The sequence below is a fragment of the Cohnella abietis genome, from assembly GCF_004295585.1.
Classification (GTDB): Bacteria; Bacillota; Bacilli; order Paenibacillales; family Paenibacillaceae; genus Cohnella; species Cohnella abietis.
The window spans coordinates 5,693,305-5,720,150 of record NZ_AP019400.1; the positions used below are offsets into that span (position 1 = coordinate 5,693,305).

16 protein-coding genes and 2 pseudogenes are annotated in these 26,846 nt (G+C 43.6%); 6 read left to right on the forward strand and 12 right to left on the reverse strand.

Translation table 11 applies throughout. The annotated features are described in order from the left end of the window. Positions 1-288 precede the first annotated feature (288 nt). Complete coding sequence (locus KCTCHS21_RS24990; protein ID WP_162309379.1) at positions 289-4,650, forward strand: X2-like carbohydrate binding domain-containing protein; 4,362 nt, start codon at positions 289-291, stop codon at positions 4,648-4,650. A gap of 141 nt (positions 4,651-4,791) precedes the next feature. On the opposite strand, the gene KCTCHS21_RS24995 is transcribed toward KCTCHS21_RS24990, so the two are convergent. The 11 genes and pseudogenes from KCTCHS21_RS24995 to KCTCHS21_RS31835 all read right to left on the reverse strand — a co-directional run bounded on the left by KCTCHS21_RS24995 (position 4,792) and on the right by KCTCHS21_RS31835 (position 18,691). Then, on the reverse strand, positions 4,792-5,517 hold the full coding sequence (locus KCTCHS21_RS24995) for a response regulator transcription factor (RefSeq protein WP_170211443.1): 726 nt from the start codon (positions 5,515-5,517) through the stop codon (positions 4,792-4,794). After that, the gene (locus KCTCHS21_RS25000) at positions 5,514-7,610 is read right to left on the reverse strand and encodes a sensor histidine kinase (protein WP_232057957.1); all 2,097 of its coding nucleotides are present in this window, start codon (positions 7,608-7,610) and stop codon (positions 5,514-5,516) included. Before KCTCHS21_RS25000 ends, KCTCHS21_RS24995 begins: the two co-directional genes overlap by 4 nt. Positions 7,611-8,060: 450 nt before the next feature. Next, positions 8,061-8,996 carry a hypothetical protein gene (locus KCTCHS21_RS25005; protein ID WP_130614519.1) on the reverse strand — a complete coding sequence of 312 codons (936 nt, stop codon included), beginning with the start codon at positions 8,994-8,996 and terminating at the stop codon, positions 8,061-8,063. 1 nt (position 8,997) lies between these two features. After that, entirely contained in the window at positions 8,998-10,296 is a 1,299-nt protein-coding gene (locus KCTCHS21_RS25010) for a hypothetical protein (protein ID WP_145988980.1), read from the reverse strand. Positions 10,297-10,447: 151 nt separating this feature from the next. Continuing rightward, positions 10,448-11,101: a diacylglycerol/polyprenol kinase family protein gene (locus tag KCTCHS21_RS25015; protein ID WP_130614523.1), complete on the reverse strand. Its 654-nt coding sequence runs from the start codon at positions 11,099-11,101 to the stop codon at positions 10,448-10,450. Positions 11,102-11,127: 26 nt separating this feature from the next. After that, positions 11,128-11,616 (reverse strand): adenylyltransferase/cytidyltransferase family protein, encoded by a 489-nt coding sequence (locus KCTCHS21_RS25020; RefSeq protein WP_157994119.1) that lies wholly within the window; start codon positions 11,614-11,616, stop codon positions 11,128-11,130. Positions 11,617-11,880: 264 nt separating this feature from the next. Continuing rightward, the gene (locus KCTCHS21_RS25025; protein ID WP_130614527.1) at positions 11,881-12,198 is read right to left on the reverse strand and encodes a hypothetical protein; all 318 of its coding nucleotides are present in this window, start codon (positions 12,196-12,198) and stop codon (positions 11,881-11,883) included. Positions 12,199-12,594: 396 nt separating this feature from the next. Further along, positions 12,595-12,897 (reverse strand): annotated as a pseudogene (locus tag KCTCHS21_RS25035) (VOC family protein); the annotation flags it as partial. A gap of 132 nt (positions 12,898-13,029) precedes the next feature. Beyond that, positions 13,030-17,100, reverse strand: coding sequence for an S-layer homology domain-containing protein (locus KCTCHS21_RS25040; RefSeq protein WP_162309380.1), 4,071 nt, complete (start codon positions 17,098-17,100; stop codon positions 13,030-13,032). Positions 17,101-17,419: 319 nt separating this feature from the next. After that, complete coding sequence (locus KCTCHS21_RS25045) at positions 17,420-17,788, reverse strand: winged helix-turn-helix domain-containing protein (protein ID WP_232057958.1); 369 nt, start codon at positions 17,786-17,788, stop codon at positions 17,420-17,422. 582 nt (positions 17,789-18,370) lie between these two features. Next, positions 18,371-18,691 (reverse strand): S-layer homology domain-containing protein, encoded by a 321-nt coding sequence (locus KCTCHS21_RS31835; protein WP_130614531.1) that lies wholly within the window; start codon positions 18,689-18,691, stop codon positions 18,371-18,373. Between the two features lie 34 nt (positions 18,692-18,725). Between KCTCHS21_RS31835 and KCTCHS21_RS31840 the strand changes: the two are divergent. From KCTCHS21_RS31840 to KCTCHS21_RS25075, 5 genes and pseudogenes are all read left to right on the forward strand, one after another. Continuing rightward, positions 18,726-18,905, forward strand: a pseudogene (locus KCTCHS21_RS31840) (DUF444 family protein); the annotation flags it as partial. A 132-nt stretch (positions 18,906-19,037) separates the two neighbouring features. Next, the gene (locus KCTCHS21_RS25060) at positions 19,038-20,450 is read left to right on the forward strand and encodes an MBOAT family O-acyltransferase (protein WP_157994120.1); all 1,413 of its coding nucleotides are present in this window, start codon (positions 19,038-19,040) and stop codon (positions 20,448-20,450) included. A 14-nt stretch (positions 20,451-20,464) separates the two neighbouring features. Beyond that, the gene (locus KCTCHS21_RS25065; RefSeq protein WP_130614535.1) at positions 20,465-22,015 is read left to right on the forward strand and encodes an alginate O-acetyltransferase AlgX-related protein; all 1,551 of its coding nucleotides are present in this window, start codon (positions 20,465-20,467) and stop codon (positions 22,013-22,015) included. Between the two features lie 199 nt (positions 22,016-22,214). After that, complete coding sequence (locus tag KCTCHS21_RS25070) at positions 22,215-23,510, forward strand: MBOAT family O-acyltransferase (protein WP_232058268.1); 1,296 nt, start codon at positions 22,215-22,217, stop codon at positions 23,508-23,510. Positions 23,511-23,526: 16 nt separating this feature from the next. Next, entirely contained in the window at positions 23,527-25,050 is a 1,524-nt protein-coding gene (locus tag KCTCHS21_RS25075) for a COG1470 family protein (protein ID WP_130614539.1), read from the forward strand. A 459-nt stretch (positions 25,051-25,509) separates the two neighbouring features. Here the strand turns inward: KCTCHS21_RS25075 and KCTCHS21_RS25080 are convergent, their stop codons facing one another. Beyond that, positions 25,510-26,784 carry a DUF4915 domain-containing protein gene (locus KCTCHS21_RS25080; RefSeq protein ID WP_130614541.1) on the reverse strand — a complete coding sequence of 425 codons (1,275 nt, stop codon included), beginning with the start codon at positions 26,782-26,784 and terminating at the stop codon, positions 25,510-25,512. Between the last annotated feature and the right edge of the window lie 62 nt (positions 26,785-26,846).

A 26,846-nucleotide genomic window follows, 5' to 3' on the forward strand; every position in this document is an offset into this window, starting at 1 on the left:
CATCAATGGGCAAATCTACTATGATAAGATACACAGGATAGTCAGCTTGTATTTAGTGTTGCTACTGAGCTTGCCCCTCCTGTTGCCTGCGCAGTAAGCGAGGGTACAAAGTCAGACATCTAAGGGCATTGGGCGTGCCGATCTGAGCAAAAAGTCGCCGCCCAAGTTCCCAATTGAAGAAGGGATGAAGATCAATATATGGAAACCTACGTAAAACGGAATTATTGTAATGCTATCGTTAAAAAACTCGAAAGTGGGCTTGCTTGTCTTCTCGTAATCTGTCTTCTAATGACTGCGCTTCTTGCAACTCCGTCATCGGCTTCGGCAGATATGAAATTGGGTGACGTGGCAGTGGGAAACCAGCCAGTTGTAGTCGCGGTGAATCCGGTGACGAACAAAATCTATGTCGCCAATAATGGGAGCAGCTCCGTGACGGTCATTGACGGCGCGACCAATACGAAGACGCCGGTGCAGGTAGGAGTCCGTCCAACTGCAGTTGTCGTGAATCCCGTGACGAACAAAATCTATGTCGCCAATGAGGGCGGCAACTCCGTGACGGTTATTGACGGAGCGACCGATACGCCGACGATGACGGTACTAGTGGGAACCATTCCAAGTGCAGTCGCGGTGAATCCGGTGACGAACAAAATCTATGTCACCAATAAGATCAGTAACTCCGTGACGGTCATTGACGGTGCGACTAATACGCCGACGACGGTACCGGTGGGACAGAGTCCAAATGCAGTCGCGGTGAATCCGGTGACGAACAAAATCTATGTCGCCAATAGTGCTAGTAATGAAGTGACGGTTATTGACGGCGCGACCGATACGCAGACGTCGGTAGCGGTGGGACACACTCAATCTGCAGTCGCGGTGAATCCGGTGACGAACAAAATCTATGTCACCAATAAGATAAGTAACTCCGTGACGGTCATTGACGGCGCGACCGATACGCAGACGATGACGGTACAAGTGGGAACTACTCCAAGTGCAGTCACGGTGAATCCGGTGACGAACAAAATCTATGTCGCCAATAGTGCTAGTAATGAAGTGACGGTTATTGACGGCGCGACCCATACGCAGACGTCGGTAGCGGTGGGACACACTCAATCTGCAGTCGCGGTGAATCCGGTGACGAACAAAATCTATGTCACCAATAAGATAAGTAACTCCGTGACGGTCATTGACGGCACGGACAATTCGACGGTGTCGGTACAGGTGGGAACCACTCCAAGTGCAGTCGCAGTGAATCCGGTGACGAACAAAATCTATGTCTCAAATTTTGGTAGCGACACCGTAACGGTCATTGACGGAGCGACCCATACGACTACGCCGGTACAGGGAACCACTCCATATGCAGTCGCGGTGAATCCGGTGACGAACAAAATCTATGTCGCCAATAATGCTAGTAATGACGTGACGGTTATTGACGGCTCAAACAATTTGACGACGGCGGTACCAGTGGGACACGCTCAGTCTGCAATCGCGGTGAATCCGGTGACGAACAAAATCTATGTCGCAGATATGTTTAGCGGCTCCGTGACAGTCATTGATGGGACAACCCATACGACGACGTCCGTACAGACGGGAAGAAATCCAGCTGCAATCGCGGTGAATCCGGTGACGAACAAAATCTATGTCGCCGAACGCTATGGCACCGTGACGGTTATTGACGGCGCAACCCATACGACGACGACGCTACAAACGGGAGGACTTCCATATGCAGTCGCGGTGAATCCAGTGACGAACAAAATCTATGTCGCCAATGGGAATCGTCCTGACGTGACGGTCATTGACGGCGCGACAAATCAGACGATTACTGTACAGGTGGAAGAAGCTCCATATGCAGTCGCGGTGAATCCGGTGACGAACAAAATCTATGTCGCCAATATGGTCAGTGGCTCCGTGACGGTCATTGACGGCACGAACAATACGACGAAGACGGTACAGGTGGGAACCTTTCCACAAGTCGTCGTGGTGAATTCGGTGACGAACAAAATCTATGTCGCCAATAGTAGTAGTAATAACGTGACGGTTATTAACGGCGCGACCGATACGACGACGACGGTACCGGTGGGAGCCACTCCACGTTATCTCACGTTGAATTCGGTGACAAACAAAATCTATGCCGTCAATTTTTCTAGCGACACCGTGACGGTCATTGACGGCGTAACCCATACGACGACGACGGTACCGGTGGGAAGCCATCCAGAAGCAGTCGCGGTGAATCCGGTGACGAACAAAATCTATGTCACCAATCGTGATAGCCATAACGTAACGGTTATTGATGACGCTAGACGTACAACAAATCCATTAAAAGTTGAAGTGCTGCCACTGCCCAACAACAAAGCTTACGGAACGGAGGCAACGTTTACTTTCAAGGTAACTAATGGTTATAGTCCTTATGCCTCGGTGGTGCAAAGCGTGTACTTCCAGCTCGATACAACACAAGGACCATGGGTGCAGGCGAACCCGTCTGGCAGCGACTGGACTGCAACGGTGTCTTCGATAACTTATGGTCAGCATGAACTTTTTGTTTTGGCTCTCGAAGCTCAGGGGGATGGAGTTCCCGCAGGAGTAGCCAATGCCTATTCCTTTTACTCGGTGCCACCGAACTCGATAAGCCCAACGAGCGCGAGCTTCGACATACATACCGGATCAGCGGGTCATGCGGATGTATCGACGACATTTGCGCTCAACGGCAATACGCTGACAAGCATCGCCAACGGCGCGACGAATCTGGCAGCGGGAACGGACTATACCGTGTCGGGCAACACGATTACCATCAGCAAGGCGTACTTGGCGGCGCAGCCGGTTGGGACGACAAGACTGACGTTCACGTTTAGCGGCGGAGCGACACAGACGCTTGAGATTACAGTGAGCGATTCGACGCCAACGATCAGCCCGACGAGCGCGAGCTTTGACAAATATACCGGATCGGCGGGTCATGCGGATGTATCGACGACACTTGTGCTCAACGGCTATAATTTGACTAGCATCGCGAACGGCGTGACGAATCTGGCAGCGGGAACGGACTATACCGTGTCGGGCAGCACGATTACCATCAGCAAGGCGTACTTGGCGACGAAGCCGGTTGGACCGACAAGTCTGACGTTCACGTTTGTCGGCGGAACTTCAAAGACGCTTGAGATTACAGTGAGCGATTCGACGCCAACGATCAGCCCGACGAGCGCGAGCTTCGATAAATATAGTCCTGCGGATGTATCGACGACCCTTGAGCTTAACGGCGATACGCTGACAAGCATCGCCAACGGCGCGACGAATCTGGCAGCAGGAACGGACTATACCGTGTCGGGCAACACGATTACCATCAGCAAGGCGTACTTGGCGGAGCAGCTGGTTGGAATGACAAGTCTGACGTTCACGTTTAGCGGTGGAGCGACACAGACGCTTGCGATTACAGTGAGCCATTCATCTGCCGTTCGCAAGCTGGTTATCGACGTCAATGGCTCGACAGTTGACCCGGACAGCATCGACACCACGAAACCATTCGTCGCGTTTGAAGTAACGCCAAAGGATGGTGCGGCCTATGTCAGTATTCCGGCCACTATTGTAACGGACTTTGCGAAAAAGAACGCTGCCTTTTACTTCGATATCAAGGCTCCCTTCGGCAGCTATCAGGTGCCAGTCCAATTGGCGTCGTTCATTCCCGGACTAGCGGACTTACTTGCTGCAAGTCGCCTCAAGAGCGAAGATATCAGCTTCAAGATGACCTTGATCGATCGGTCCGGCGATCAAGAAATCCAAGCTGCTTTGGCGGATAGCTTGCCAAAGCGTAAAGTGATGGGCGAGATTGTCGATTATCAGATAGATATCATCAACACGAATACAAAGCAAACCATCGGAAATGCAGACAAGCTCACGAAGACGCTGACGAAATACATTCCGATGCCGAAGAGCATGAAGGATATGCCTGCGCAATGGGGAGCATTCCGGTATAACGAATCTAGGAAGAAATTTGAGTTTGTAGCCGCCAAATCGGTACAAATCGGTGGCATAAGGTATGTAAAAATCAACTCGTATTTCAATACCCCGCACGTTATAGTCGAGAATGCGGCAACCTTTACCGATACACTTACGCATTGGGGCAAATCGTTTGTTGAGCTAGCAGCGGCGAAGGGACTTGTCAAAGGCATTGGGGACGGACAGTTTGCACCCAACAAAACCGTGACAAGAGCGGAGTTCACCACCATGCTCGTCCGGGCACTCGGACGCGGCCTATCAATCGGCAGTGCAGTGTCTTATGTCGATGTGAAGTCGGGAGCGTGGTACTACGAGGAGGTAGCGACAGCGAAGGAGCTCGGCCTGCTGGACTTCGTAAGCGGTACAAGCTTTAATCCAGAACAACCCCTGACCCGTGAAGAAATGGCAAGTATGCTGGCGGCGGTCGTAGAACTTGAGGAGCTGCCGCTTACCAAGGATTTTGTAAGCTTGGATAGCTACAAGGACATCGCCCAGGCGGACTCCGCCTACTTGGAAGACGTTCGCCTGATGGTCAAGCTTCACATTATGACAGGCACGGGCGCGAACCAGTTCAGTCTGAAAGGTAAAACGACACGCGCTCAGGCCGCTGTTGTATTGATTCGGACGCTGCAAGTGCTTGATAGGATAGACGGATACAAGGAGTAATAATCAGATAAAATCCCGCTTGAGGCTAGTCCATTCAAGCGGGATTTTATTCGTTTACTTGGTTGCGAAGAGTCGAATACCGTGCAACCGGCTATCGTTATCTACCTGATAAAGCAGGAGCGCTGGAGTCAAAAGTTAACGTTATGTTGGCGCTTGCAACGCACTTCTGGCAACCAGCATATAGCCTGTCCCACGAATCGTAACAATCCTCTCAGGATTGGCAGGGTCAGCCTCGATTTTTTTTCGTAAATTACTGATGTGTACAGCGACCGTTCTCGTATCCTCCACACTCTCCGTTCCCCAGATGAGCTGAAACAACGCATCGACACTAACGGCACGATTCACGTTCTGTGCCATATAGGACAGTAGACTGAACTCTTTTTTGGATAAAAAGATGGGTTCACCTCCCATGTCGGCGGACTGTGCGAAGAAATCCAGCGTCAAACCCGGTAACTCCAGCAGTTGTTCCCTTCTGCCCGTCGATACTCTGCGAAGATGAGCCTTGATCTTGGCCATGAGTACGCCCGGACTGAACGGCTTGGTCACATAATCGTCGCCGCCATAGGATAACGCGCTGATTTTCACCTCGTCTTCTTCACGACTGCTCAGAAACACGATCGGCGCATTCGTGTAGCTACGTGCGTTCATGCACCAATCAATGCCGTTTTCATTAGCCAGCATTACATCCAGTACAATCAAATCCGGCTCGAAAGACGCAAGCAGCTTCATGGCTTCTGACCCGCTATGACTGTAAGCGGATAGGAAACCCTCCCTCTCGCAATACACCTGAACAATCTCGCAGATATGGGGATCGTCATCGACGATCATTATTTTGTGAGTGTCCGCCAAACTGTCACCTTCCTTCATTTACAAGGAAGCGATACATAGAATATCGCCCCCGTCTTGCCGTCGCTCTCCGCTCGAACCGTCCCTGCATGCGCTTGTACGATTTCCCTGCAAATCGCCAGCCCGAGCCCGCTTCCCTCTATTCCCTTGTCTACGCCAGGTCGATCATACCTGTAATTACGATCGAAGATTTGCTCGAGCTGATCTGGCGGAATACCCGTGCCAGAGTCTTGCACGCTTAGGATCGCATAGCGATTATCATTCACCTCGTCCACAGCTAGCGCAATACGCACCAGCCCCCCCCTAGAGGTGAACTTCATCGCGTTCGACACTAGATTAAACAACGCCTGCTCCAGCCTCTGCGTGTCCATCTCGACAACAGGCGAATTAGCCCCTTGATCTTCCATCTCACTGTAATCCAGCCTGAAATCCAGCTCTGCGTCACGCACAACCAGTTCATATTGTTCATAGAACCGACGCAAAAAGTGAGTCACATGAACCGACTCCATCCGGTACGAGACTTGTCCCGTCTCCAAATGCGACAAGAAGGATAACTCCTCGATCATGCGGTTAATCCTTATCGTGTTATCCTGGATATACTTCAGGTACTGTTCATTGCGTTCCGGCTTGACCCTGTCCTGCACAGCCTCGACATATCCAAGCATGCTGGACAGCGGCATACGCAGATCATGGGTGATATAGGCAAGTAGCTTCTTCCTCCCTTGCTCGGAATGAAGCAATCGATCATACGAAGTGCGGAGATCATCATGTGCTGCAGATAAGGCATGTGTGCGCTCCATAACGGTCTGTTCCAAATTCGTATTCATTTCGGTCAGTTTGTTATTGGCCTCCTGCAGCTCACGGGCAATCCTCTCTTCGTTCGTTGCCACCCTCGTAAATCTTGAAGAAAGCAACATCATCTGTGCGATCGTAAACACCAACAGACCAAGCGGAGATGTATTTCCGATTGGGGACCATTCATTGTAATAGAGAAAATCATTGACGACGCTAAAAAGAGCAACCACTGACACCAGCAGGAAGATCAGCGCCCCCTCCCTACGCCACACAGCCGCATGAACTAGCCCTACCATTAGATAAACCATATGCAGAACAATCATCACGCCGATTATCAGTAACATTTTTGAATATATGAGTGCAGGGGTCACCGCAACAACGATACAGAATGCGCCGGTTACGATCCGCGTACCCAGACGAAACCAACGCGATACATAATTCGGAAAAATGCAATCAAAGTACATCGTAATGATATAACCACCACTACAAAGAATCAGGTACTCGAGCTTGAACTGTAATCCCCATGGAAACGCTGGCCACAATTGTGTGATCATAAGCTCGCCGACCAGTAAGGAGCGGATACCGAACAACAAGGTGAACAGACCAAAATATAGGGGAGCCCTGTCTTTGCGTCGCAGCATGAACAACAGCAGATGATACACGCCAATCACCAGTAGGCTTGCGGTTATGAACATTTCGGCAGCGATTTTCAGATTGGTCCTGACCGTTAACGCATCACTGCCGCCCAGCTCGATATACTTGGTGATGCCCCCTCGGTTATGATGGAAGTTGGCTACCTGCATAACCAGTTCCACCCTGTCACTCTCAGGCTGGAAGAACACCAGCTTCGTTGCCAGTTGCGGTGTTACGCTGCTCTTGTCCTGACCCACTACACCGACTTCTGCCAGCAGTTCTCCATTAACCCATAATTTATACGCATGAAAAATGGTAGGCAGCCGCAGAGCAAGCCGCTCATTCCGATCCTGCTCGCTAAGCTTTATGACCACCTGAAAGGTTGCAAAGCCTGTACCGTTCAGCTGCTGACCATCTAACCGATAGCCTAGCCAGGAGCTTGGGATGCTGATCCAGCGAACATGATTTCCGTCCCTTGCTGAACGAATCTGTATGTCCTCAGGCGACAGTAGCTCTTGCCAGTAGAACTCCCAATCCCCTTTTAACTTTAGCGGATTCTCAACGACATGAACCTGTGTTAAATCCAGAATGCCTTCTTCACTTTGGAACTTAGGGGAGTCCGGTGCAGAGATGACGGCATAGCCTGCAACCAAACCGACCACAACAGCACCAATTATATAAAACAAGATCGTACGAGAACCGAATCGAAGAATCCCCCTCATGATGAACCCTACCCCAATCTCCAAGATGCGCGATAAGTAAGTTGATTATCTAAATCATATCATCATTAAAGGAAAATGTACCCTGCAAATATTTGCGAGGCGTTGACCACGCGAACGAGGTAATGTCATTCAGAATGCTCGACTGTTTCTCGTTCCGTCCGGCGGGGTTGCTCGAACAGTTTTTGAACTACAACATAGACAAACCCGCATGAATAGATTTTTATCTACTCAAGCGGGTTTTGAATGATTATATCCTTTATCTGTAAATCGTTGTTCATTTCCTATATCGCTTAATAAAGCGAATTCACGACCCACCCACTTGCCTGCATCGGCATAGCCATTTGCATCGATGACTGGTACATCGCGAATTGCTGCACCTGGCGAGCCTTCGAGTTCAGCAAGCTGCTTATTTTTTTATTTTGTAATAAGCTTTGTAGCCATTTCGAAGTCAAAAGATTTTAAAAGGTTTTCTCCTTTTTTAGGAACAAAATTTCCTTTTCTATAATCCTTTAATAGTAACTCAGTGTCACTGATTGATAACATTTCTAGGTTCGGCATACCTTCAAAGTGTCTTCTATGTTCGGATTCAGGAAAACAACCGTCTAGCATATTTATAGTGAATCTTCCTGACAACGATGATTCAATATTTACTGATGTTAGCCCATTTGTAATCATTATTTCTCCATGATCAATTAACTCAAAAATGTTTCTTTCTGAATTAGTCAAATCCACATGGCGTGCTTTCAGATTTGATACATATTCCATATAATCACCGATATCAGGAAGTTTAACAATTACTCCTTCATTCCAAACTGGAGAAAAGGTTTGTAAGGCAAAATTAACATCTTTATAGTACCCAAAATCCGAAAGTCCATGATAAACAATGTTTTTATTCCCATCATCTATATTTTTGACCTTTTTTATCCAACCCACATTATAGACATCTCTTCCTTCGCATGAAAGATGAGCATAGCCGTCTAAAGGAAATAAAATTAATTCAAAAATAGATTTAAGCCACGGTAAATCGTTATTATGCATAAGAGTTGCAAGGTCATGGGGATAATGTACAGTTTTAACTGGTTTCAAAATGTCAATAGCCTCAAGGACTGTTGTCAGCCCATTAATGCTGTAATCATAAACCCTTTTATAGTAATCGTAATCTAAAAAAACATGCGCGGATGTTATAAGAACTACATTATCATTTTTAAATCTAAGCATATCTTCTCTAATATTTTTGCTAGTTTTGTTCGTTATTTCCACACAGGAATAACCCTGATCTTTCATATATCTATATAAGGGATTCAACACATATTCACTTGAAATACCAAAAAATATATACGTTTTATTCATATCAATCCTCCCTTTTGTTTTCCAAGCGATATGCCCTGTACAGTGTAATTTGGTCATTAGATTCGTAATAATCTGACACTTGACCTTGTATCTGATATCCATCGGGATAAAGATATTTTGATATAGGAAGATCTTTAGAGAAAAATCCATGATTTCTATAAACTTTGGCACTAACTTCATAAAATCCACTTTTATGAAGAGTTTTTCTGATATAATCGTCATTCAGATAAACTGGATATGTGCAATTTAGCGCAGTTTGAGAAATTTCATTTCCATGAACCCTGCAATTGAAATTTGATATATTAAAGGAAAGTTTTCTATGGTCAACTCCTGAACTTACAATATCACCATAAAAATCAAAGAATATTGCGTTTTCGCCAGGATCTACTATAAATTTTATGTTTATGTTTGCAGGCTTTGATAAGTCATAACACTGCTGAACGAAGGAACCGCGTATATACAAATATCCATGTCCGCACAATGCATAAGAAGTAAAGTTGATTTCTGCTTCTACAGAGAATAGATTAGTATTATAAAGCTTAATTAATGCCTTTTTACTATCTCCTTCTGCCCATCTAAAATAAGTTTCATCATTTTTTTCAGAAATAGAAAAACCCTCCTCCCAAACAACGCAAATCGGGTCTTTCGAGGTTCTGACAGGAAGGTATAAGTTTCCTTTTATTTTCTGGCCCATCTCAAATAAAAGTTCCTGGCTCAATAGGATAAGTGAAGATAAATTTATGTTAGATATTATGATATTATCTACACCTGTCACATCTTCTATAAGTGTTCTAATATTAGGTTTAAAAGCCTTCACTTCAGGAAGATTATTTATGTTTGCATAATTATTAAATACATTAGAATAGTGGCCTATCACTGCTGTCTTGTCCTCTACTAGTGCATACAATATTTCTACAGGTAATAAATTATAAGAATCATACTCCTCATCCTTATTATTTATCGACGATATAAGATTTGATTGCGTTGATTCGGATCCTAAAATCGGCTTCAGGTTGTGTTGTTTAATATTGATAGTTTCCAAATCACGCAAAAAGGATTTTTTTAAATGAGATATAGAGTTATCGATCTTGTGTTTATTTTCATCTAATATTTCAGCCCTACTTAATTCAACGACACTCTGTAGAGAATCTATTTTATTAAAATAAATCTGTTCGTTGGTTTCCATTATGTTGGAGATTTTAATTTCCATTTCAGTCATAATCGTACTATGTAATGAATCCAACTTTTTCAAATAAGTCTGTTCATTGGTTTCCATTTTGTTAGATAGTTTAATTTCCATTTCAGTCATAATCCTAGGTAGTCTATATAAGTTTAAACACATGGACATTATCCAACCTATAATAGGTATTTTAATAATCTTGCTGAATAGCATAACAATCTCCTCTCTAATTCTATAATTTCATTTATATTAGACACTTATTCGGTAGGATTTATATCCAAAGGTTATTAGCACATATCCAAGTAAATGCACAGCAAACCGTGGGAATTGTAATGTTATCAAGTCCTCTTACAGAAACTGCTTCAGTTACTGTGGCAATAATGCTTATAATTATGCAAAAAACCATTATGTCCAAAGAAAACCCAATAATGTACGAATATAAAATACACAATAGAAATGTTGTAATAAACATAGATAAAGAACCAGCAAGAGTTTTTACATGTTTTCCGATACGATATTCGCCAAATTTAAACTTGCTCCCGACTAGTGCGGCAGCTGCATCACCGAAAGACAATGCCAAAACCGCAAATCCAGCTAAATATTCATTCTTGAATATAAAATACTGAAAAAAAATGACAACAACAATACTTAAAGGAGACGCAATGTATGAAAATTTGAACGACCCAACCTCGTTCTCTCTTTCAACATCAGAAAGAAAAGACGGTGGTTCTTTCATTAAGGCAAAAATAGTTCCGATAATTACATAAAATGCTGGAATAGCTACAGCGTACCAAAAATTATCAAATAGGATTAGTGACAGAAACCACCAAGAATGCACAAAAATATGTGTAAGTTTTCTTCCGAATTCACGACTTCTCTTCGTAACAGGGTTCAAAAGTATTGGGATGCCAATCCAATATAGCATTGAAAATAATTCCTTCAAAATTATCATCATAAATTCTCACTCACTAATTTTTTCTTTAACATCTCAAAACCTAAAGGTGACAGGTTGTCTCTGGCAAATTGTTCATTGTTAAAGAAGTTGCTAACAATATTTGTAGATGTAACATCTGCAAAGTCGTCTTGAATTTTCAAGAAGTCATTCTTTTCGAACAGTTCTTCGCAATTGAACTGTTTATAATGTGGACGTAATTTATCTATTTCAGATATTTCGTGATACCCTTGGATTATTACATCATACTCCTTAATTAAGTTAATTATATCAGAAACATCAGTCACTACTCGGATTTCGTTGGTCTTAAAAATAGATTGAGCAATCAGTAATCGTTCCTCAATACTGAATCTTGAACTTTTCTTTAATGGATTGCGACTAATACAAATAGTTATTTCTTGATTATACTTTTCTTTTGCAAGCAAATAGGTGTTTAAGTGACCTTTATGCGCAGGATCAAAGCTTCCGGCAAACACAATTTTTTTCATTAATTTCATCCTTTGTTTAGGTCTGTTCTATCAAAAATTGACCTTGAGATTTACTCCCAGACTTGTTCAGGCAGAAGATGACTTTGAACAACCCGTCTTGTGAGAGAATACTAATGCAAATATTAGAACACTAACATATTAATAACTATATTTCAATGTATTGCACAAACACCATGAAATAAATTCTCCAAATAAGATCAATAGTGGAATGCAAGTAGACACTAGTATTTCGATTGGTTATTCATAAAGGACGGTAACCCACCTTTATTTCGTCACGATAAAGTAAGGAAGATTTTTTTCAAGATACTTAATTCTTTCCGAATAATCTTGTTCTGCATGAGTTTCCGAAAGTATATTGTTCGACACTAACAAGTCATAAAATGATTTCAGCATCTGGGCTGATATAGCGGAAGTAATCATCATTCTTTGACCATCCATCAGAACAGAAGATATTTTTTCAGGCTGTACAAGCTCAATCTGTACGCCGTTCCTGTCGATTATGAAATACATCTCCTTTACATTTTCAAACAATAAATGTTTTACTTCTGCCCCGTTTGCCAAACGACTCTGAACTTCCTTCATTGAATAGCCCGGAATCGGATCATTTATCAGTAGCCATTTCGCAAAATCTTTTGCATCGACTTCATCTGTATCATATTTTTTCCAAACCGCGCAATTATCTTTGCTTATCTGTAATAATATTCAAACCAAAAAAGACGCCGATTATTCGACGTCAATCCATCGTTTCATATCGTTCATGTACGGCCATTCTTCGGCGTTGTCGTCCGTCCATACGATAAGGGCTTCGTCTATCCTTACGTCGATCTTGAACGGTACATTGACAACGGAATTCGACCACGTCCAAATATAACAACCTATTAGGAGTAGGAGTCATACTAATCAAGACCCAACAGGACTTTTTAGTTTTTCCATTTTCCTGAAGCCATTTCCTCAAATCTTCTCTCGATTTTGTTGAAATCAAGTTTTCAATCTCCATAGAATAAGTCCCCAGGATACCCCAAACTTATCCACCAGCATTCCAAAGCACGAAGACCAAGGAGTGTCGGATAACGGCATTATCGCATGGCCACTAACAGACAAATTATCGAAGTATCCCTCCAGTATTTTGCTGTCCTCGATGACTAAACTAATCAGCATCTGATTTCCTTTCACCAACTCGACTGTTACCATTTTCATTGTAGGCAAAATATCCGACATCATGATTTTCCTGCCCACGAATTCGATTGAAGACTCCATGATCATATTTAGCTCTTTGAATGGTCAACATCGAGCCTAGAATACTCGACTGGTTCACGTTCCGTCCAGCGAGGTTGTCGTCTCGATTGTATAACAAATGCAATAGGGCGATATTGCAACAGCCTAATTGACCGTGCAATATCGCCCTATTATTAATTAAATCAATTCCGATTGCTGCAGCAGTCTTTGAATCATCGCGGCACCCTCTGCGCGCGTAATGAAAGCCTGAGGAGCAAGCTCATTTGCTTTTCTTCCGCTTACGATTCCCGCTTGCACGCATTCTGCAATGCCCTTTAACGCCCAAGTCGATGCATCCGCCGCATCAGCAAAGGGTTGCAAGGTATCCGTAGAAGCCGCTGCAAGCTTTGCTTTCAAACCTGTGAGCTTCATCGCTTTAGAAATGATCTCCATGGCTTGTTCCCGTGTTATCCGATCGTTCGGACGGAAAGTCCCATCCTCGAAGCCGTTAATTAACTCATACGAATAAGCCGTGTTGATTGCGCCGTTGTACCAGTCCGAAGGCTTAATATCCGAGAATAGCGAAGTTCCGCTCTCCGGTTTAAGCCCCAAACCGCTAACGATGATGGAAGCGAATTCGGCGCGGGTAATGTCCAGTTTCGGACGGAAACTGTCATTTCCAGTGCCCTTGATAATCATCCGTGAGCCCATGTCGTTGATCGCTTGCTTCGCCCAATGACTTGCAACATCGGCAAATTCGACCGAATGCCAGACGGCAGCGTAGGTGCTGTTGGTCAAGCTGTTCACTTTAGCGTAATATTTGCCATTATCGAGTAAAATCCTTGTAGGTACATGGCGTACCGTTCCGTCCGGATCCACGACGACCGCTGTCGTGATTTGATTCGGATCTACCCCGTCAGGAATCGCAATCGTCCGTTCGACATAGGCGCTAAACTTGGAAACCTGGACAGATTCGTCTCCATAAGCAGCGCTTACCGTGAAATCAATCGGCGGCACAACCAAGGTAAATGTGCCTTTGGCTGCCGCATCCTCCACCAGCTTCACCGTATCTGCGGAAGGATCGGAAATTTCGATCTTGACCTTAATATCTTGCAGGGCAACCGATTGGCCGATCTGGTCGAGTATGGAGCTAATGTTGATCAGTTTGGCAGGCAGCGTATACGTGGCTTGTTCTGTTTTAATGACCAGAACGGCCTGTTTGTTCTCCATTCTTTTAATCACTTGTCCATTCAGCTCACCAATAGAAACATCGGACTTTTGACCGAAGGGAATGGTGACCGTCGCGCCAAGCCCTTCTGCCGCTAGCATGTCTTCCAGCTTTTGCTGATCTACCGCTATCGTCGTGACAGACTGATGATTGACCTGTGCTGTCGTGGATGTTCCGATTTTTTCACCCTTACCATTTACAAGTACTCCAATTTGATCGGAAGTCGATGTCGGTGGATTAGAAGTCGATATCGGTGAATTGGAACTGCTGTCCGGAGGTGCTGGAAGCGCAAGTACCGTCAGCGTGAACGTCTTCGTGTCCGTTTCATTTCCTTTGGTAATCGTCGCCGTCAGCGTCACCGTGGCGTCGCCCGCTGTATAGCTTGGGCGAGTAACCGCGCCGGTCGTAGCGATCACGGTCGGCTTGTTCGAGCTCCACGCGACGCTCGTGCCGTCTGTTCCCGTCGTGCTCAGCGTAACGTTCTGCGTGACGCTCGACACCGTATCGCTTCCGTTGTAGCCTAACGCTACGCTGCCCTTAGCCGCCGCCGCCACCGCTTCCGCGTCCGTCTGTGGCTGCTTGAGAACCGTCAGGGTGAACGTCTTCGTGTCCGTTTCGCTTCCTTTGGTAATCGTCGCCGTCAGCGTCACCGTGGCGTCGCCCACTGTATAGCTTGGGCGAGTGACCACGCCGGTCGTAGAGATTACGCCCTGCTTGTTCGAGCTCCACGCGACGCTCGTCCCATCTGTTCCCGTCGTGCTCAGCGTAACGTTCTGCGTGACGCTCGACACCGTATCGCTTTCGTTGTAGCCTACCACTACGCTGCCCTTAGCCGCCGCCACCGCATCCGCGTCCGTCTGCGGCTGCTTGACAACCGTCAGCGTGAACGTCTTCGTGTCCGTTTCGCTTCCTTTGGTAATCGTCGCCGTCAGCGTCACCGTGGCGTCGCCCGCTGTATAGCTTGGGCGAGTGACCACGCCGGTCGTAGAGATCACGTTCGGCTTGTTCGAGCTCCACACGACGCTCGTGCCGTCTGTTCCCGTCGTGCCCAGCGTTACGTTCTGCGTGACGTTCGATACCGCATCGCTTCCGTTGTAGCCCACCGCGATGCTGCCCTTCGCCGCCGCCACCGCTTCCGCGTCCGTCTGTGGCTGCTTGAGAACCGTCAGCGTGAACGTCTTCGTGTCCGTTTCGCTTCCTTTGGTAATCGTCGCCGTCAGCGTCACCGTGGCGTCGCCCGCTGTATAGCTTGGGCGAGTGACCACGCCGGTCGTAGAGATTACGCCCTGCTTGTTCGAGCTCCACGCGACGCTCGTTCCATCTGTTCCCGTCGTGCCCAGCGTTACGTTCTGCGTGACGCTCGACACCGTATCGCTTCCGTTGTAGCCCACCGCTACGCTGCCCTTCGCCGCCGCCACCGCTTCCGCGTCCGTCTGCGGCTGCTTGAGAACCGTCAGCGTGAACGTCTTCGTGTCCGAATCATCTCCTTTGGTAATCGTCGCCGTCAACGTCACCGTGGCGTCGCCCGTTGTATAGCTTGAGCGAGTGACCACGCCGGCGGGAGAGATCACGTTCGGCTTGTCTGAGCTCCACGCGACGCTCGTTCCGTCTGTTCCCGTCGTACTCAGCGTAACGTTCTGCGTGACGCTCGATACCGTATTGCTTCCGTTGTAGCCCACCGCTACGCTGCCCTTAGCCGCCGCTACCGCTTCCGCGTCCGTCTGCAGCTGCTTGAGAACCGTCAGCGTGAACGTCTTCGTGTCCGAATCATTTCCTTTGGTAATCGTCGCCGTCAGCGTCACCGTGGCGTCGCCCGCTGTATAGCTTGGGCGAGTGACCACGCCGGTCGAAGAGATTACGCCCTGCTTGTCCGAGCTCCACGCGACGCTCGTGCCATCTGCTCCCGTCGTGCTTAGTGTAACGTTCTGCGTGACGCTCGTCGCCCTATCGCTTCCGTTGTAGCCTACCGCTACGCTGCCCTTAGCCGCCGCCACCGCTTCCGCGTCCGTCTGCTGCTTGAGAACCTTCAGCGTGAACATCTTCGTGTCCGAATCATTTCCTTTAGTAATCGTCGCCGTCAGCGTCACCGTGGCGTCGCTCGCTATATGGCTTGGGCGAGTGACCACGCCGGTCGAAGAGATCACGTTCGGCTTGTCCGAGCTCCATTCGACGCTCGCGCCGTCTGTTCCCGTATCGCTCAGCATAACGTTCTGTGTGACGCTCGTCGCCCTATCGCTTCCGTAGTAACCTACCGCTAGGCTATCCTTAGCCGCCTCCACCACTTCCTGGTCATACCGGACCGGTTTGATATTCGTAAATTCTAAATCCTGAAAAAACATACTAGGGTAACCAGGTTGAGCCATAAAATCAATATATGTGACATTTTTGAATAGATTTTTAGTTGATGAAACAACATCAGAAGATATTAAGTTCACGTAACGACTCGAAGAATTATCTACAACATAAACTGTAATATCGTTGTTAGCCGTAGCTCTTAACGCAGATAAATCGAACGAGTAATTGCTTTCTATGCTAATCTGAAGATCCCCTACAGAAAGCGCGTTGTGATCCTCATCATACCCTCGAAACCCGGCATCCGACTCTAAAACAAATGTTACGCCGCAGACAGATCTTATATTATAATCCAGATCCGATTTATAAAATGTAAGGATGCATTTCGAGGTCGTCTCGGTAACAACGTTCGAGATGCCTGCGTTTGCTCCACCGGTAACGACTAGCCGGAAATCATACGCGGTGTCAATACTCAAGCCCGTCACCGTCGCACTCGTCGCAGCGGTCGAAATTGTACCCGTCTTGGACGTTGTCCAAACATTACTGCCGGAGAGCGACTGATCGATTTCGATACTCGTTGCTCCGCTAGCCGCAGACCAGCTAAAAGACGCCGTCATGCCCGTCTTCTCGGTATTTACAAAGTCATTGATGCTGCCCGCCGCACCGAAACTAACATTCGGAATAATGAGATTCACACATACCATAATAGCTAAAGATAAGGACATCATCGAACGTTTCAAAGACTTCATTATGCATACCTCCGTAGTAAATTTGTGATATACCACCACGATTCTCGTCTTATTGGAGACGATAAAACGATACTGCATATCCATACTGAGTGAATTTTATCACTTTGGACTTACCATTTGTGAAATGTAAAGAAAACTTTAAGTTCGCGCTTGCAACGCACTTCTGAGAGACGGCACATCGTTTGACGAGGATGGAAAAGCGCAGACTTGTATTGAGAAATTCATTACATAAGATCGATTGCAAAGCTAGCGGATAGAATACAATATGGGTCAACAGCGTCAAGTAATGCCTAAGCGCCATTGTCCCATTGTTTTATGTTCAAGCTTGCAACGCATCCTTGGCAACCAGCATGTAGCCTGTCCCCCGAATCGTAACGATTCTCACAGGATTGGCAGGGTCAGCCTCGATTTTTTTGCACAAATTGCTGATGTGTACAGCGACTGTTCTCGTATCCTCCAGACTCTCCGTTCCCCAAACGAGCTGAAACAACGCATCGACGCTGACGGCACGATTCACGTTCTGTGCCAAATAGGACAGTAGACTGAACTCTTTTTTCGATAAAAAGATCGTTTCACTTACCATGATGACGATCTGTGCGTAGTAATCTAGCGTCAAGTCCGGTAACTCCAGCAGTTGTTCCCTTCTGCCCGTCGACACTCTAAGAAGATGAGCCTTTATCTTGGCCATGAGTACGCCCGGACTGGACGGCTTGGTCACATAATCGTCGCCGCTTAACTCGGAATAAAAGCTGGTAAAGGTACTTTGGAAAGACTATCGGAATATTCTCCATCAGATGTGATTATGCTTGGCATGTTCTTACTGTCATTGCTCACTTATCTGCACAAACGAAAATAACCCGCCCAGGTTAACGGCCAAGGGAACGGGTTAATTTCTCTGATTCTTTGGAGGTTTCCCATCCAATAATTTGTTTTACTTCCTTACGAGCGACACACAGCACTCCACATGTGTGGAGTAATCAGAGTCAACACATATTATTTCAAAATAACGGGATACCTAAACCAAGTTGTCATGCTTAAAACATACTCTTCAAATAATAAATTCCTCCGGTGCTTTCATAACTTCTCCCCCGTACACCACTAAGTCAATTTAAACAAGTGGCAAGAATCAATACAAGAACAAGTCAAGTAACAAAAAAGAGGGACTCGTCGCCCCTCTTTACTATTTCCGCCTTCATTGCTAGTTAATGAACTGTAAAATTTGAAGCATCCGCTTCAGCATCACCGTCGCTTCTGCGCGGCTTGCATTCTCTTAAAGTGAGAAGGTGGTAGCTGTTCTACCGTAAATCACGCCTGCACTCACCGATTGAGCAACGACATCTTTAGCCCAGCTGCTGAAGAATGGACTGTCAGTAAATACGGACAAGCCTCTTGCATCGGCATTTGTCTTTTTGCCGGCGAAACTCATGGCATGAGTGATCATCACCGCCATTTGCTCACTGGTAATATTGGCATTTGGTCTAAAGGTACCATCAACAAATCCCGCTTTAGCTGCTGCATTGACTGCTCCTGCGAACCAATCCGTCGATTTGACATCCGGGAATCTGGAAGTGTTGTCTTCAGAGATACCCATTGCACGTACTAAGAGCGATGCAAATTCAGCGCGACTAATTGCCGAGTTAACTAAACGATGCAATCTATCCGGTTATGGCGAGGTCAATCAGTACAATCGTTCAAGCACGCTGATGTCTGCCTTTAAACAGATCGAAGATCCGAAATTTATGTACTATGTAATCAAAGAGAATAACGAAATCTATCTTGCGTTAAAGAGATTTTTAAAAAAGTAATATTTATACGTAAAAAAACCCAAGTACTGCCTTACTGCGGCAAACTTCCCAATTTGATCGGGTGCTATTGCTATGCTTTGTGATATACTTTGAATCAACTGAATTCATTACACCATGCTCGGGGGCATCCCATTGGTTTTCTCATCTGTGCTTTTTTTATTCGGCTTTTTCCCTCTGTTCTTCGTTATTTATTATCTAACTCCCCCCATGTACAGAAATCATATCATTCTAGCAGGGAGCATTTTATTTTACCTTTGGGGCGCTCCATCCTTTGCTCCCATTCTATTCATTTCATTAGCTCTTGATTGGCACTTAGTTAATGCCATGCATCGTTTGAAAGATAAGGCTTCAAGAAACCTCACGTTAGGACTTTTACTGGCACTAAACATCGGTTTACTCGTCTATTTTAAGTATACGAATTTCATCTTCTTCAATTTGAACTCGGTATTTCCGCTTTCACACCAAATCGTATGGACGGACATCATCCTACCGATTGGAATATCATTTATTGTATTTCATAAAATCAGTTACATTTTGGATGTATACTATGGTTCGAAGGAACCAACAAAGGCCATGAATCATTATTTCATTTACATATTGCTTTTCCCAATGTCCATCGCAGGACCAATTATTAAATATCAACATATATCTGATCAGTTAAGAAGCAGAAGCACTCAGTACGAAGATGTATTAAATGGACTTTACCGATTCTCAATCGGATTGTTCAAGAAAGTATGGATTGCAGACAATATCGCCTATTTTGTCGACAACGTATTCGATTCTCCTATATCCAATCTTCATACAACCACGGCCTGGATTGCGATTATAGGTTACTCCATGCAAATCTATTTTGATTTCTCTGGTTATGCCGACATGGCGATTGGATTAAGCAGAATGATGGGCTTCCGAATCAGCGAAAACTTTAACAGACCCTACTTGGCTCTTAATATCTCGGATTTTTGGAGACGATGGCACATTTCATTAGGGGCATGGATGAAATCCTATCTCTATATCCCTCTCGGTGGAAATCGCCGTTCTACATTTAGAACTTACCTCAACTTGTGGATCGTATTTGTCGTCTCTGGAATATGGCACGGAGCCAGCTGGAACTTTTTAATCTGGGGCGTTATTCACGGAAATTATCAAATCGTGGAACGAATATTTTGGTTAAAGCTCTCAAAATCACTACCTAAATGGTTTAACATCATCTATACCTACTTGTTAGTCTTAATTGCATGGGTATTTTTCCGAGCAAATACCTTGCCAGATGCCGTATCATACCTAAAAAAAATGTTTTTCTTATCTGATAGTAGTTCTGCCTTATACTCGCCTAGCCTTACGAACTCAGTTCTATTTTTCTTACTCTTGGGTCTGCTCATCTGTTTCATGCCTGCGACTCGATTGTATCAGACGTACTCTCCTAAGGTAGCGGCCATTATTCATCATGAAATATGTAAAATGGCTCTGATATTACTGTTATTGATATTTTCCATGGTTAGGTGTATCTCAGCAACTTACAGTCCATTTATCTATTTCAGGTTTTAGTAGGAGGAGTCGTTTTGAGTGGAAAAATATATATTTTTCGGTTCGTTTTTTTGCTTTTAATCGTGATCATTTTTATGTCTCCCCTTATTCAACATAAACTAAACCTCTTCTCTGATGTCTCGCTTGTTGGAGCAACCGAACCTGCACCAAAACCAACCTTAACCCTACAGTCATTTTGGTCAGGTCAAGCACAGCAACAAACTGAAAAGTGGATAGAGCAGCACAATGATCTAAGGAGCATTGCAGTAAAAACGAACAACCAAGCGTACTATTCGTGGTTTAGTCAAACCCCACCCAATAGTAAATATACAGTGGGCAAGTCAAACCAATTATATGAGAACATCTATATACAGGAGTATAATCATCAGATCCCGCTGCGGGATCAGTCTCTCTTAGAGGACAGGGTTCAAAAAATGAAAGTAGTGCAGGATGAAATAACCCGACTCGGCAAAACATTCATTTTTTTAATAACACCAAGTAAAGCAGCCGTTTACCCGGAGTTTCTACCGAGTGTCTCCTCATCCTCTAAACCAAGAAATTATGATTTACTCCTGCCTCTTCTTGATAAGTATGAGATCAACTATATCGACGGTCATCGTATTTCTATGGAAAATAAACAACATACCCCTATCTTCCCTCAAGAGGGTACTCATTGGACTTATGCGGGTGCTTTTTTTACGCTTCAAAAATTAACCGAACAAGTAAACAAGTTATACCCATCAATATCACTTCCTGAACTGAATCTAAAATCAATCGATTATGTTACTCCATATGGGTCTAACCGAGACATAGGAAATGCGCTGAATCTATGGAAAGCGCCTGTGAACTACACTGTTCCTAAGCCTAATGTTGAAACAGATAAGGAAGGTTACTCCTCATTACCTTCGATCTTTATTGAAAGTGGCAGTTTCGCTAAAGAATTAATTGAATTGCTTAGTGAAAATTACCTTTTCTCAACGTTAGATCAATACTATTACTACAACACTCATCGACTGTTTAACCCAGGAAAAAATTTTCCTAAAGACCTAGGTGTCCCAGAACATATTGACTGGAATAATGAAGTAATCAATCACAATATTATTATCCAAGAGATTAACGAGGCGTCAATTGGAGATTTATCTAGATATGAATTTATTGATGATGCTGCTTCCTTACTGTCTTCCCAGAACATTGAATTTCAAACCAATCAGGAGTATGTCGATAAAATTGATATTGACGGTACACAGGGATACCATATAAAAAAGGGAGCAGACGGTAGTGCCACGGTATATTTAGAAAGTATGCCTTTACAATTAGAACCGAATCAAAGTTATACGCTCTCTTACACAGCGAAAGGTTATTATGCACTTAACATGGATTTGTATCCAGATGATATGCCTGATTTCTATAATGAAGGTCTGACAGATCAGTTCAATAACTTTTCCTTTGAATTCAGCTCAAGCAGTGAGAATATGAGAAATGCGACAGTACGGTTCTTCATCGATGGAATGAACGGGCAAATTCCGCAAGACTCTTATCTATACAATATTAGATTAACTAGAAACTCCAAGTTAATAATTAAATAGGAGACTAACAATGTTATTTAATTCTAACGAATTTCTTTTTTTATTATTGCCAATTACCTTATTTCTATATTTTATTGTAAGAAGAAAGTCCATTGAACTTTCGAATGTTCTTTTGGTTATTTGCTCTCTTGTATTTTATGGTTGGTGGAATATCAAATATCTTCCTCTCATTATCACCTCCATAATTGTAAACTTCATAATGGGTTCATTTATTTTGAAAACTTCATCCACAAGAGCAAAAAAACTAACCTTATCAATAGGAATAGTCTCGAATATTGTTGTGTTATGCTTCTTTAAATACTTGGATTTCTTTAGTTCCACAATGAACAGTATCTTTAATAGCGATCTCCAATTACTAAACCTGCTCCTTCCACTAGCTATTAGCTTTTTTACATTTCAACAAATTGAATACCTTGTTGATTGCTACAAAGGAGAGGTCACCAATAATAAGATTATTAATTATACGGTATTTGTAACTTTCTTCCCTCATCTAATCGCAGGGCCTATTACAAGCCATAAAATGATGATGCCGCAGTTTGATAAAAGCGAAAATGAACGACCGATTATCTCAAATATATTGAAGGGATTATTTATTTTCAGCATTGGATTATTTAAAAAGGTAGTCATTGCCGATTATTTTGCATTATGGGCAAATCAGGGATTCAGTGATGTAGACAGCCTCGGAATTACACAATCTTGGGTAATTTCACTATCCTATACCTTCCAATTGTATTTTGACTTTAGTGGCTATAGCGATATGGCCATAGGAGTAGCTTTGTTATTCAACATTGTACTTCCACAAAATTTTAATAGTCCCTATAAGGCATTATCAATCTCTGACTTTTGGCGAAGATGGCATATGACTCTAAGCAGGCTACTTAGAATTTATGTCTATTTCCCTCTCGGCGGAAGCCGAAAGGGATTTATTCGCACATGTATTAATCTTTTCATCACATTTCTCGTTTGCGGTATCTGGCATGGAGCTGGATGGACTTTTATATGTTGGGGAATTTTCCACGGACTAGGTTTAATCTTACACAGAATCTGGTCCCAGCTCAATATTAGGCTTCATTTTATTATAGGTTGGTTTCTCACTTTTAACTTCGTAAATATTGGGTGGGTAATATTCCGGTCGGATTCCTTACAAGATGCTCGAAGAATTATTCTTACTATGTTTGGATACTACGGTGTAACCGAGCACCTCCAGTACGGTCAGTATCTAAGCACCTTACTTAGCTTCATTAAACAAACTAACCTTAATTCGCTATTGGATCTAGTCATAGATTATCCCCCTTTAATCTTCGTATCGGTTATGCTTATTATTGCGTTTATTATCGTTTTAGCCTCGTCAACATCCAACATATTAACAGAACGATTCATGGATAACCGAAATGCAATCGTTTTCTGTACGTTAAGCGCAGTTATGTTTGCTGTATCTCTTATCATTATGCAAGTAGCACAAGGTGAAACCCACTTCCTATATTTTAATTTCTAAAGAAGGAGATTAAGCAATGAAAAAGGTTTCGCCTGTTCGCTTATTAATACTTTTTTTTGTAGTTAGCTTTCTGTTGTTCGGTTGTTATCTCCTTGTCCTATATCGTACATTTGCTACACCTATAGCGACCAACTGGATAAAAAATACATATGATTTAAAATCAGATTACGCTAATTCAGTAAAGGGAAACAAGATCCTGATAACAAGCGGTAGCAACGGTCTATTCGGTATACGCGCTAAAGATATCGAAGAACAAACAGGAATTCCTACCGTTAACTTTGCAACCAATGCCGCTCTTCAAATCGATTATATAATTTATCGAACCAAGGAAGTCGCTAAGAGTGGCGATGTCATCATCATGCCACTCGAATATGAATATTTAATTTATGAAGGAGAGATCAGTAAAGAAATGGTATTTTACTCCTTAACTTGGGATAAAGCTTATTATCGACAGCTACCCCTTAATAAGAAGCTAGAGTATCTTTTCCATATTAGCGCTAGAGATTACTTGAAGGGCTTAAAAGAACAGTATCTATTCGATGGATCGGAATTCAATATTGGTGAAGGATATACTTCTAAATCATTAAATAAAAACGGTGATTATACTTCGAACATTGATCTCAATGTGCCTGATATCACTCCTTATAATGGTTTACCAGATTTCAAGGAAACTTTTGGTTTACAGCGACTAAAGTCATTTAAGGATTGGTGTATACAGAACAATATTAATCTGTATATTACTTTTCCAGCTGTACTTGGATCAGAACCGTTAATTAACGATCCATACTTTGAACAACTACTTGATTATTTCAATACGAATAATTTTGATGTACTAGGCACACCGAAAGAGTTTATTTACGAAGATATAAACTTGTTCTTCGATTCTCTTTACCATCTAAATCAAACTGGAATGACATTAAGAACTGAATCACTAATTAAAGAAATCAAAAATAGCAAAGTGATAACACAAATTGAACCAACTCTTGCAAAAACGAACAATGTCAATCAACAGTATGCTACTACTTCTGAAAACCCGTTGCCCATGGAAGGATTTCAGTTTGAAATCTCCTTAATCAAAGCGGATACAGTGGTTCAATTAGGAGAACCAATAGACGTTGAATTTTCTATTAAAAATACTAGCCCGATAATTTGGCCTGCCAAAGGACTTAAGAACAATAAGTTTCTTATATATCCTGGCTATACCGTTACAAGTAATGGTGATTATTTGTACGAGGGCAGATTTGCTAAACTACTTCCTGACGTCCAGCCAGGAGAAACTAAAATTATTAGGGGACAAATTATTCCAACCAGTGGCACTGGTAGTTATACAGTTACCATTAGTGTTGTTCAAGAAGAAGTGGCTTGGTTTCACTTAATTAACCCCCAAAATGTTCCACTAAGTTTCGAAGTTATTATTGAGGAGAGCAAGCCGACGTATTGGAAAATGGTATTATTATCATTTATAAGCTTAGTACTTTTATTATCAGCTTATTATTTGAGATCTCAAATGAGAGCTCGTTCACGGTATTTGTCAAGATAGTTGTCGCGACTTACTAGGAAAAACATAAGCGTTTTTTTCACAGCCTGAATAAGCGTGGCCCTTTCAGGATTAAGCCAGACTTCATCATCCAAGCTCCAGTCACGAATAGCACCAGACCAGCGATTAGGGTCTTGGCTTTTGCGGCCGCATACACTTCTTTGCGATGTTCATACACTTGGTCTGCCGACAGTACGGTTCTTCATCGATGGAACGAACGGGCAAATCCCTCGAGACTCTTATCCATACAATATTCGATTAACTAGAAACTCCAAGTTAATTTCATCGAAGCAATAGAACAATAACAGAAAATCGCCGCTCGCCTCCCATGAGGGAGTGAGCGGCGATTTAAATTCGCTTGAATATAAAAAATGCCCGAGCACAGACTGGATCGTCTCGACATTACTTCCATGTTACGACTTCATTATAGTATGATGACGCCATAATTCACCACCTCATTATTCATTTAATCTGAATTGACTTAACTGCAATACCAAGTATCCTATTATCATCACTCTCAGAAACATCAACCGGCGACCATAAGCGTGATACGGATAACGTTATTGCTATGGGCCCTGGGTGAACAGAGTCAAGAGAAAATTGCAGTTGTTGATCTTCTGGCTCCGTGAACTTCGCTGTTCCTATTAATCGGGAATTAACCAATATATCGCAATCCAGTTCACCCGGGTATCCATTCCGTAAATCTAAGATCAACTTGTCACGGCCACGGTACTTATGGAGTTGAACTGTTGCTTGCTTAGCCGCCGTCCATACATGCGTATCCTCACCAAAATTCCAATCGCTGAGGGAGATGAACAACTTCATTAAACTTTCGTTACTTGGATCGAAAGAATCAGGGAAATTTCTTTCGCCCTCACTCAGAATAACAATGTCATATACCTCGGATGCCGGCAGATGCAGAAATCGAGACGATTTGGTGGTTTTCTCAATAATATGAATCCCGCAGTCTACTGAAAAATTCGGTACATGCTTCAACGCGCGACTGAGGTGTCTCATCTCGCTTTGACCTACATAATAATTCCAAGTGTCATGAGCCAATCCTCGCGTAAATCCTCCTAAACTTGCGATACGATTGTTCCCTTTATTCAAACTTAACCCTAATGAATTACAGTAGTAGAGCTCATCTTCAATGATCTTAACGCTATGTGGCATATGCAGATTTTCAACATGAGTTTTAACGAAGTCATTCGTGATCAGATTATACTCTGCTATAATACCTCGTGTATAATCTCTACTCTCTCCCCAATTGCTGTCAATCGAAAACATCGAGAGATAAAGTCGATTACCCACAATACTAAGATCGTTAATATGATTTATGTCTTTATCTTGAATCTTATTAATGACAATCTCATCTACCTTACGGAATGAAGTCGATTCATGAATAGCAATTGTGTTGCGCGCCGTCTCGACAATGTAGATCAACCCATCCGGTCCGATTGCCATGCCATGATAATCAAGCTTAGAACTATTATAAACACCCACTTTGTTCATTTCGTGATCGAATTTGAATATACCATGTGAGTTTGTAGCCACATAATAATACCGGTCATCTCGAGCTATCCCTCGGCAATCCGCTGATACAAGTTTACTAATATTTTTCATCGCGAAATCGACAACAAATAGACCTCCATGTTGCTCTTTTAGATGAGGGCAGCTTATTAGAAGCTTTGTATCTAAATCTGCAAACCTGGAGAATGGATCAAAAAAGTTATTCATGAAATCGCTCCTGTGATAAGATTAAATCACGTCTATCTTTCATATAAGCCTACCTACAGTTT

Excerpts from the sequence above, each read along its gene's own strand:
- KCTCHS21_RS25040 (WP_162309380.1), bottom strand. The coding sequence starts at position 17,100 with ATGAAGTCTTTGAAACGTTCGATGATGTCCTTATCTTTAGCTATTATG.
- KCTCHS21_RS25025 (WP_130614527.1), bottom strand. The coding sequence starts at position 12,198 with ATGAAGGAAGTTCAGAGTCGTTTGGCAAACGGGGCAGAAGTAAAACAT.
- KCTCHS21_RS25045 (WP_232057958.1), bottom strand. The coding sequence starts at position 17,788 with ATGGCCAAGATAAAGGCTCATCTTCTTAGAGTGTCGACGGGCAGAAGG.
- KCTCHS21_RS25075 (WP_130614539.1), top strand. The coding sequence starts at position 23,527 with ATGAAAAAGGTTTCGCCTGTTCGCTTATTAATACTTTTTTTTGTAGTT.
- KCTCHS21_RS31835 (WP_130614531.1), bottom strand. The coding sequence starts at position 18,691 with ATGGGTATCTCTGAAGACAACACTTCCAGATTCCCGGATGTCAAATCG.
- KCTCHS21_RS25015 (WP_130614523.1), bottom strand. The coding sequence starts at position 11,101 with ATGCTATATTGGATTGGCATCCCAATACTTTTGAACCCTGTTACGAAG.
- KCTCHS21_RS25070 (WP_232058268.1), top strand. The coding sequence starts at position 22,215 with ATGGGTTCATTTATTTTGAAAACTTCATCCACAAGAGCAAAAAAACTA.
- KCTCHS21_RS25080 (WP_130614541.1), bottom strand. The coding sequence starts at position 26,784 with ATGAATAACTTTTTTGATCCATTCTCCAGGTTTGCAGATTTAGATACA.
- KCTCHS21_RS25005 (WP_130614519.1), bottom strand. The coding sequence starts at position 8,996 with ATGAATAAAACGTATATATTTTTTGGTATTTCAAGTGAATATGTGTTG.
- KCTCHS21_RS24990 (WP_162309379.1), top strand. The coding sequence starts at position 289 with ATGACTGCGCTTCTTGCAACTCCGTCATCGGCTTCGGCAGATATGAAA.
- KCTCHS21_RS25010 (WP_145988980.1), bottom strand. The coding sequence starts at position 10,296 with ATGGAAATTAAACTATCTAACAAAATGGAAACCAATGAACAGACTTAT.
- KCTCHS21_RS25020 (WP_157994119.1), bottom strand. The coding sequence starts at position 11,616 with ATGAAAAAAATTGTGTTTGCCGGAAGCTTTGATCCTGCGCATAAAGGT.
- KCTCHS21_RS24995 (WP_170211443.1), bottom strand. The coding sequence starts at position 5,517 with ATGAAGGAAGGTGACAGTTTGGCGGACACTCACAAAATAATGATCGTC.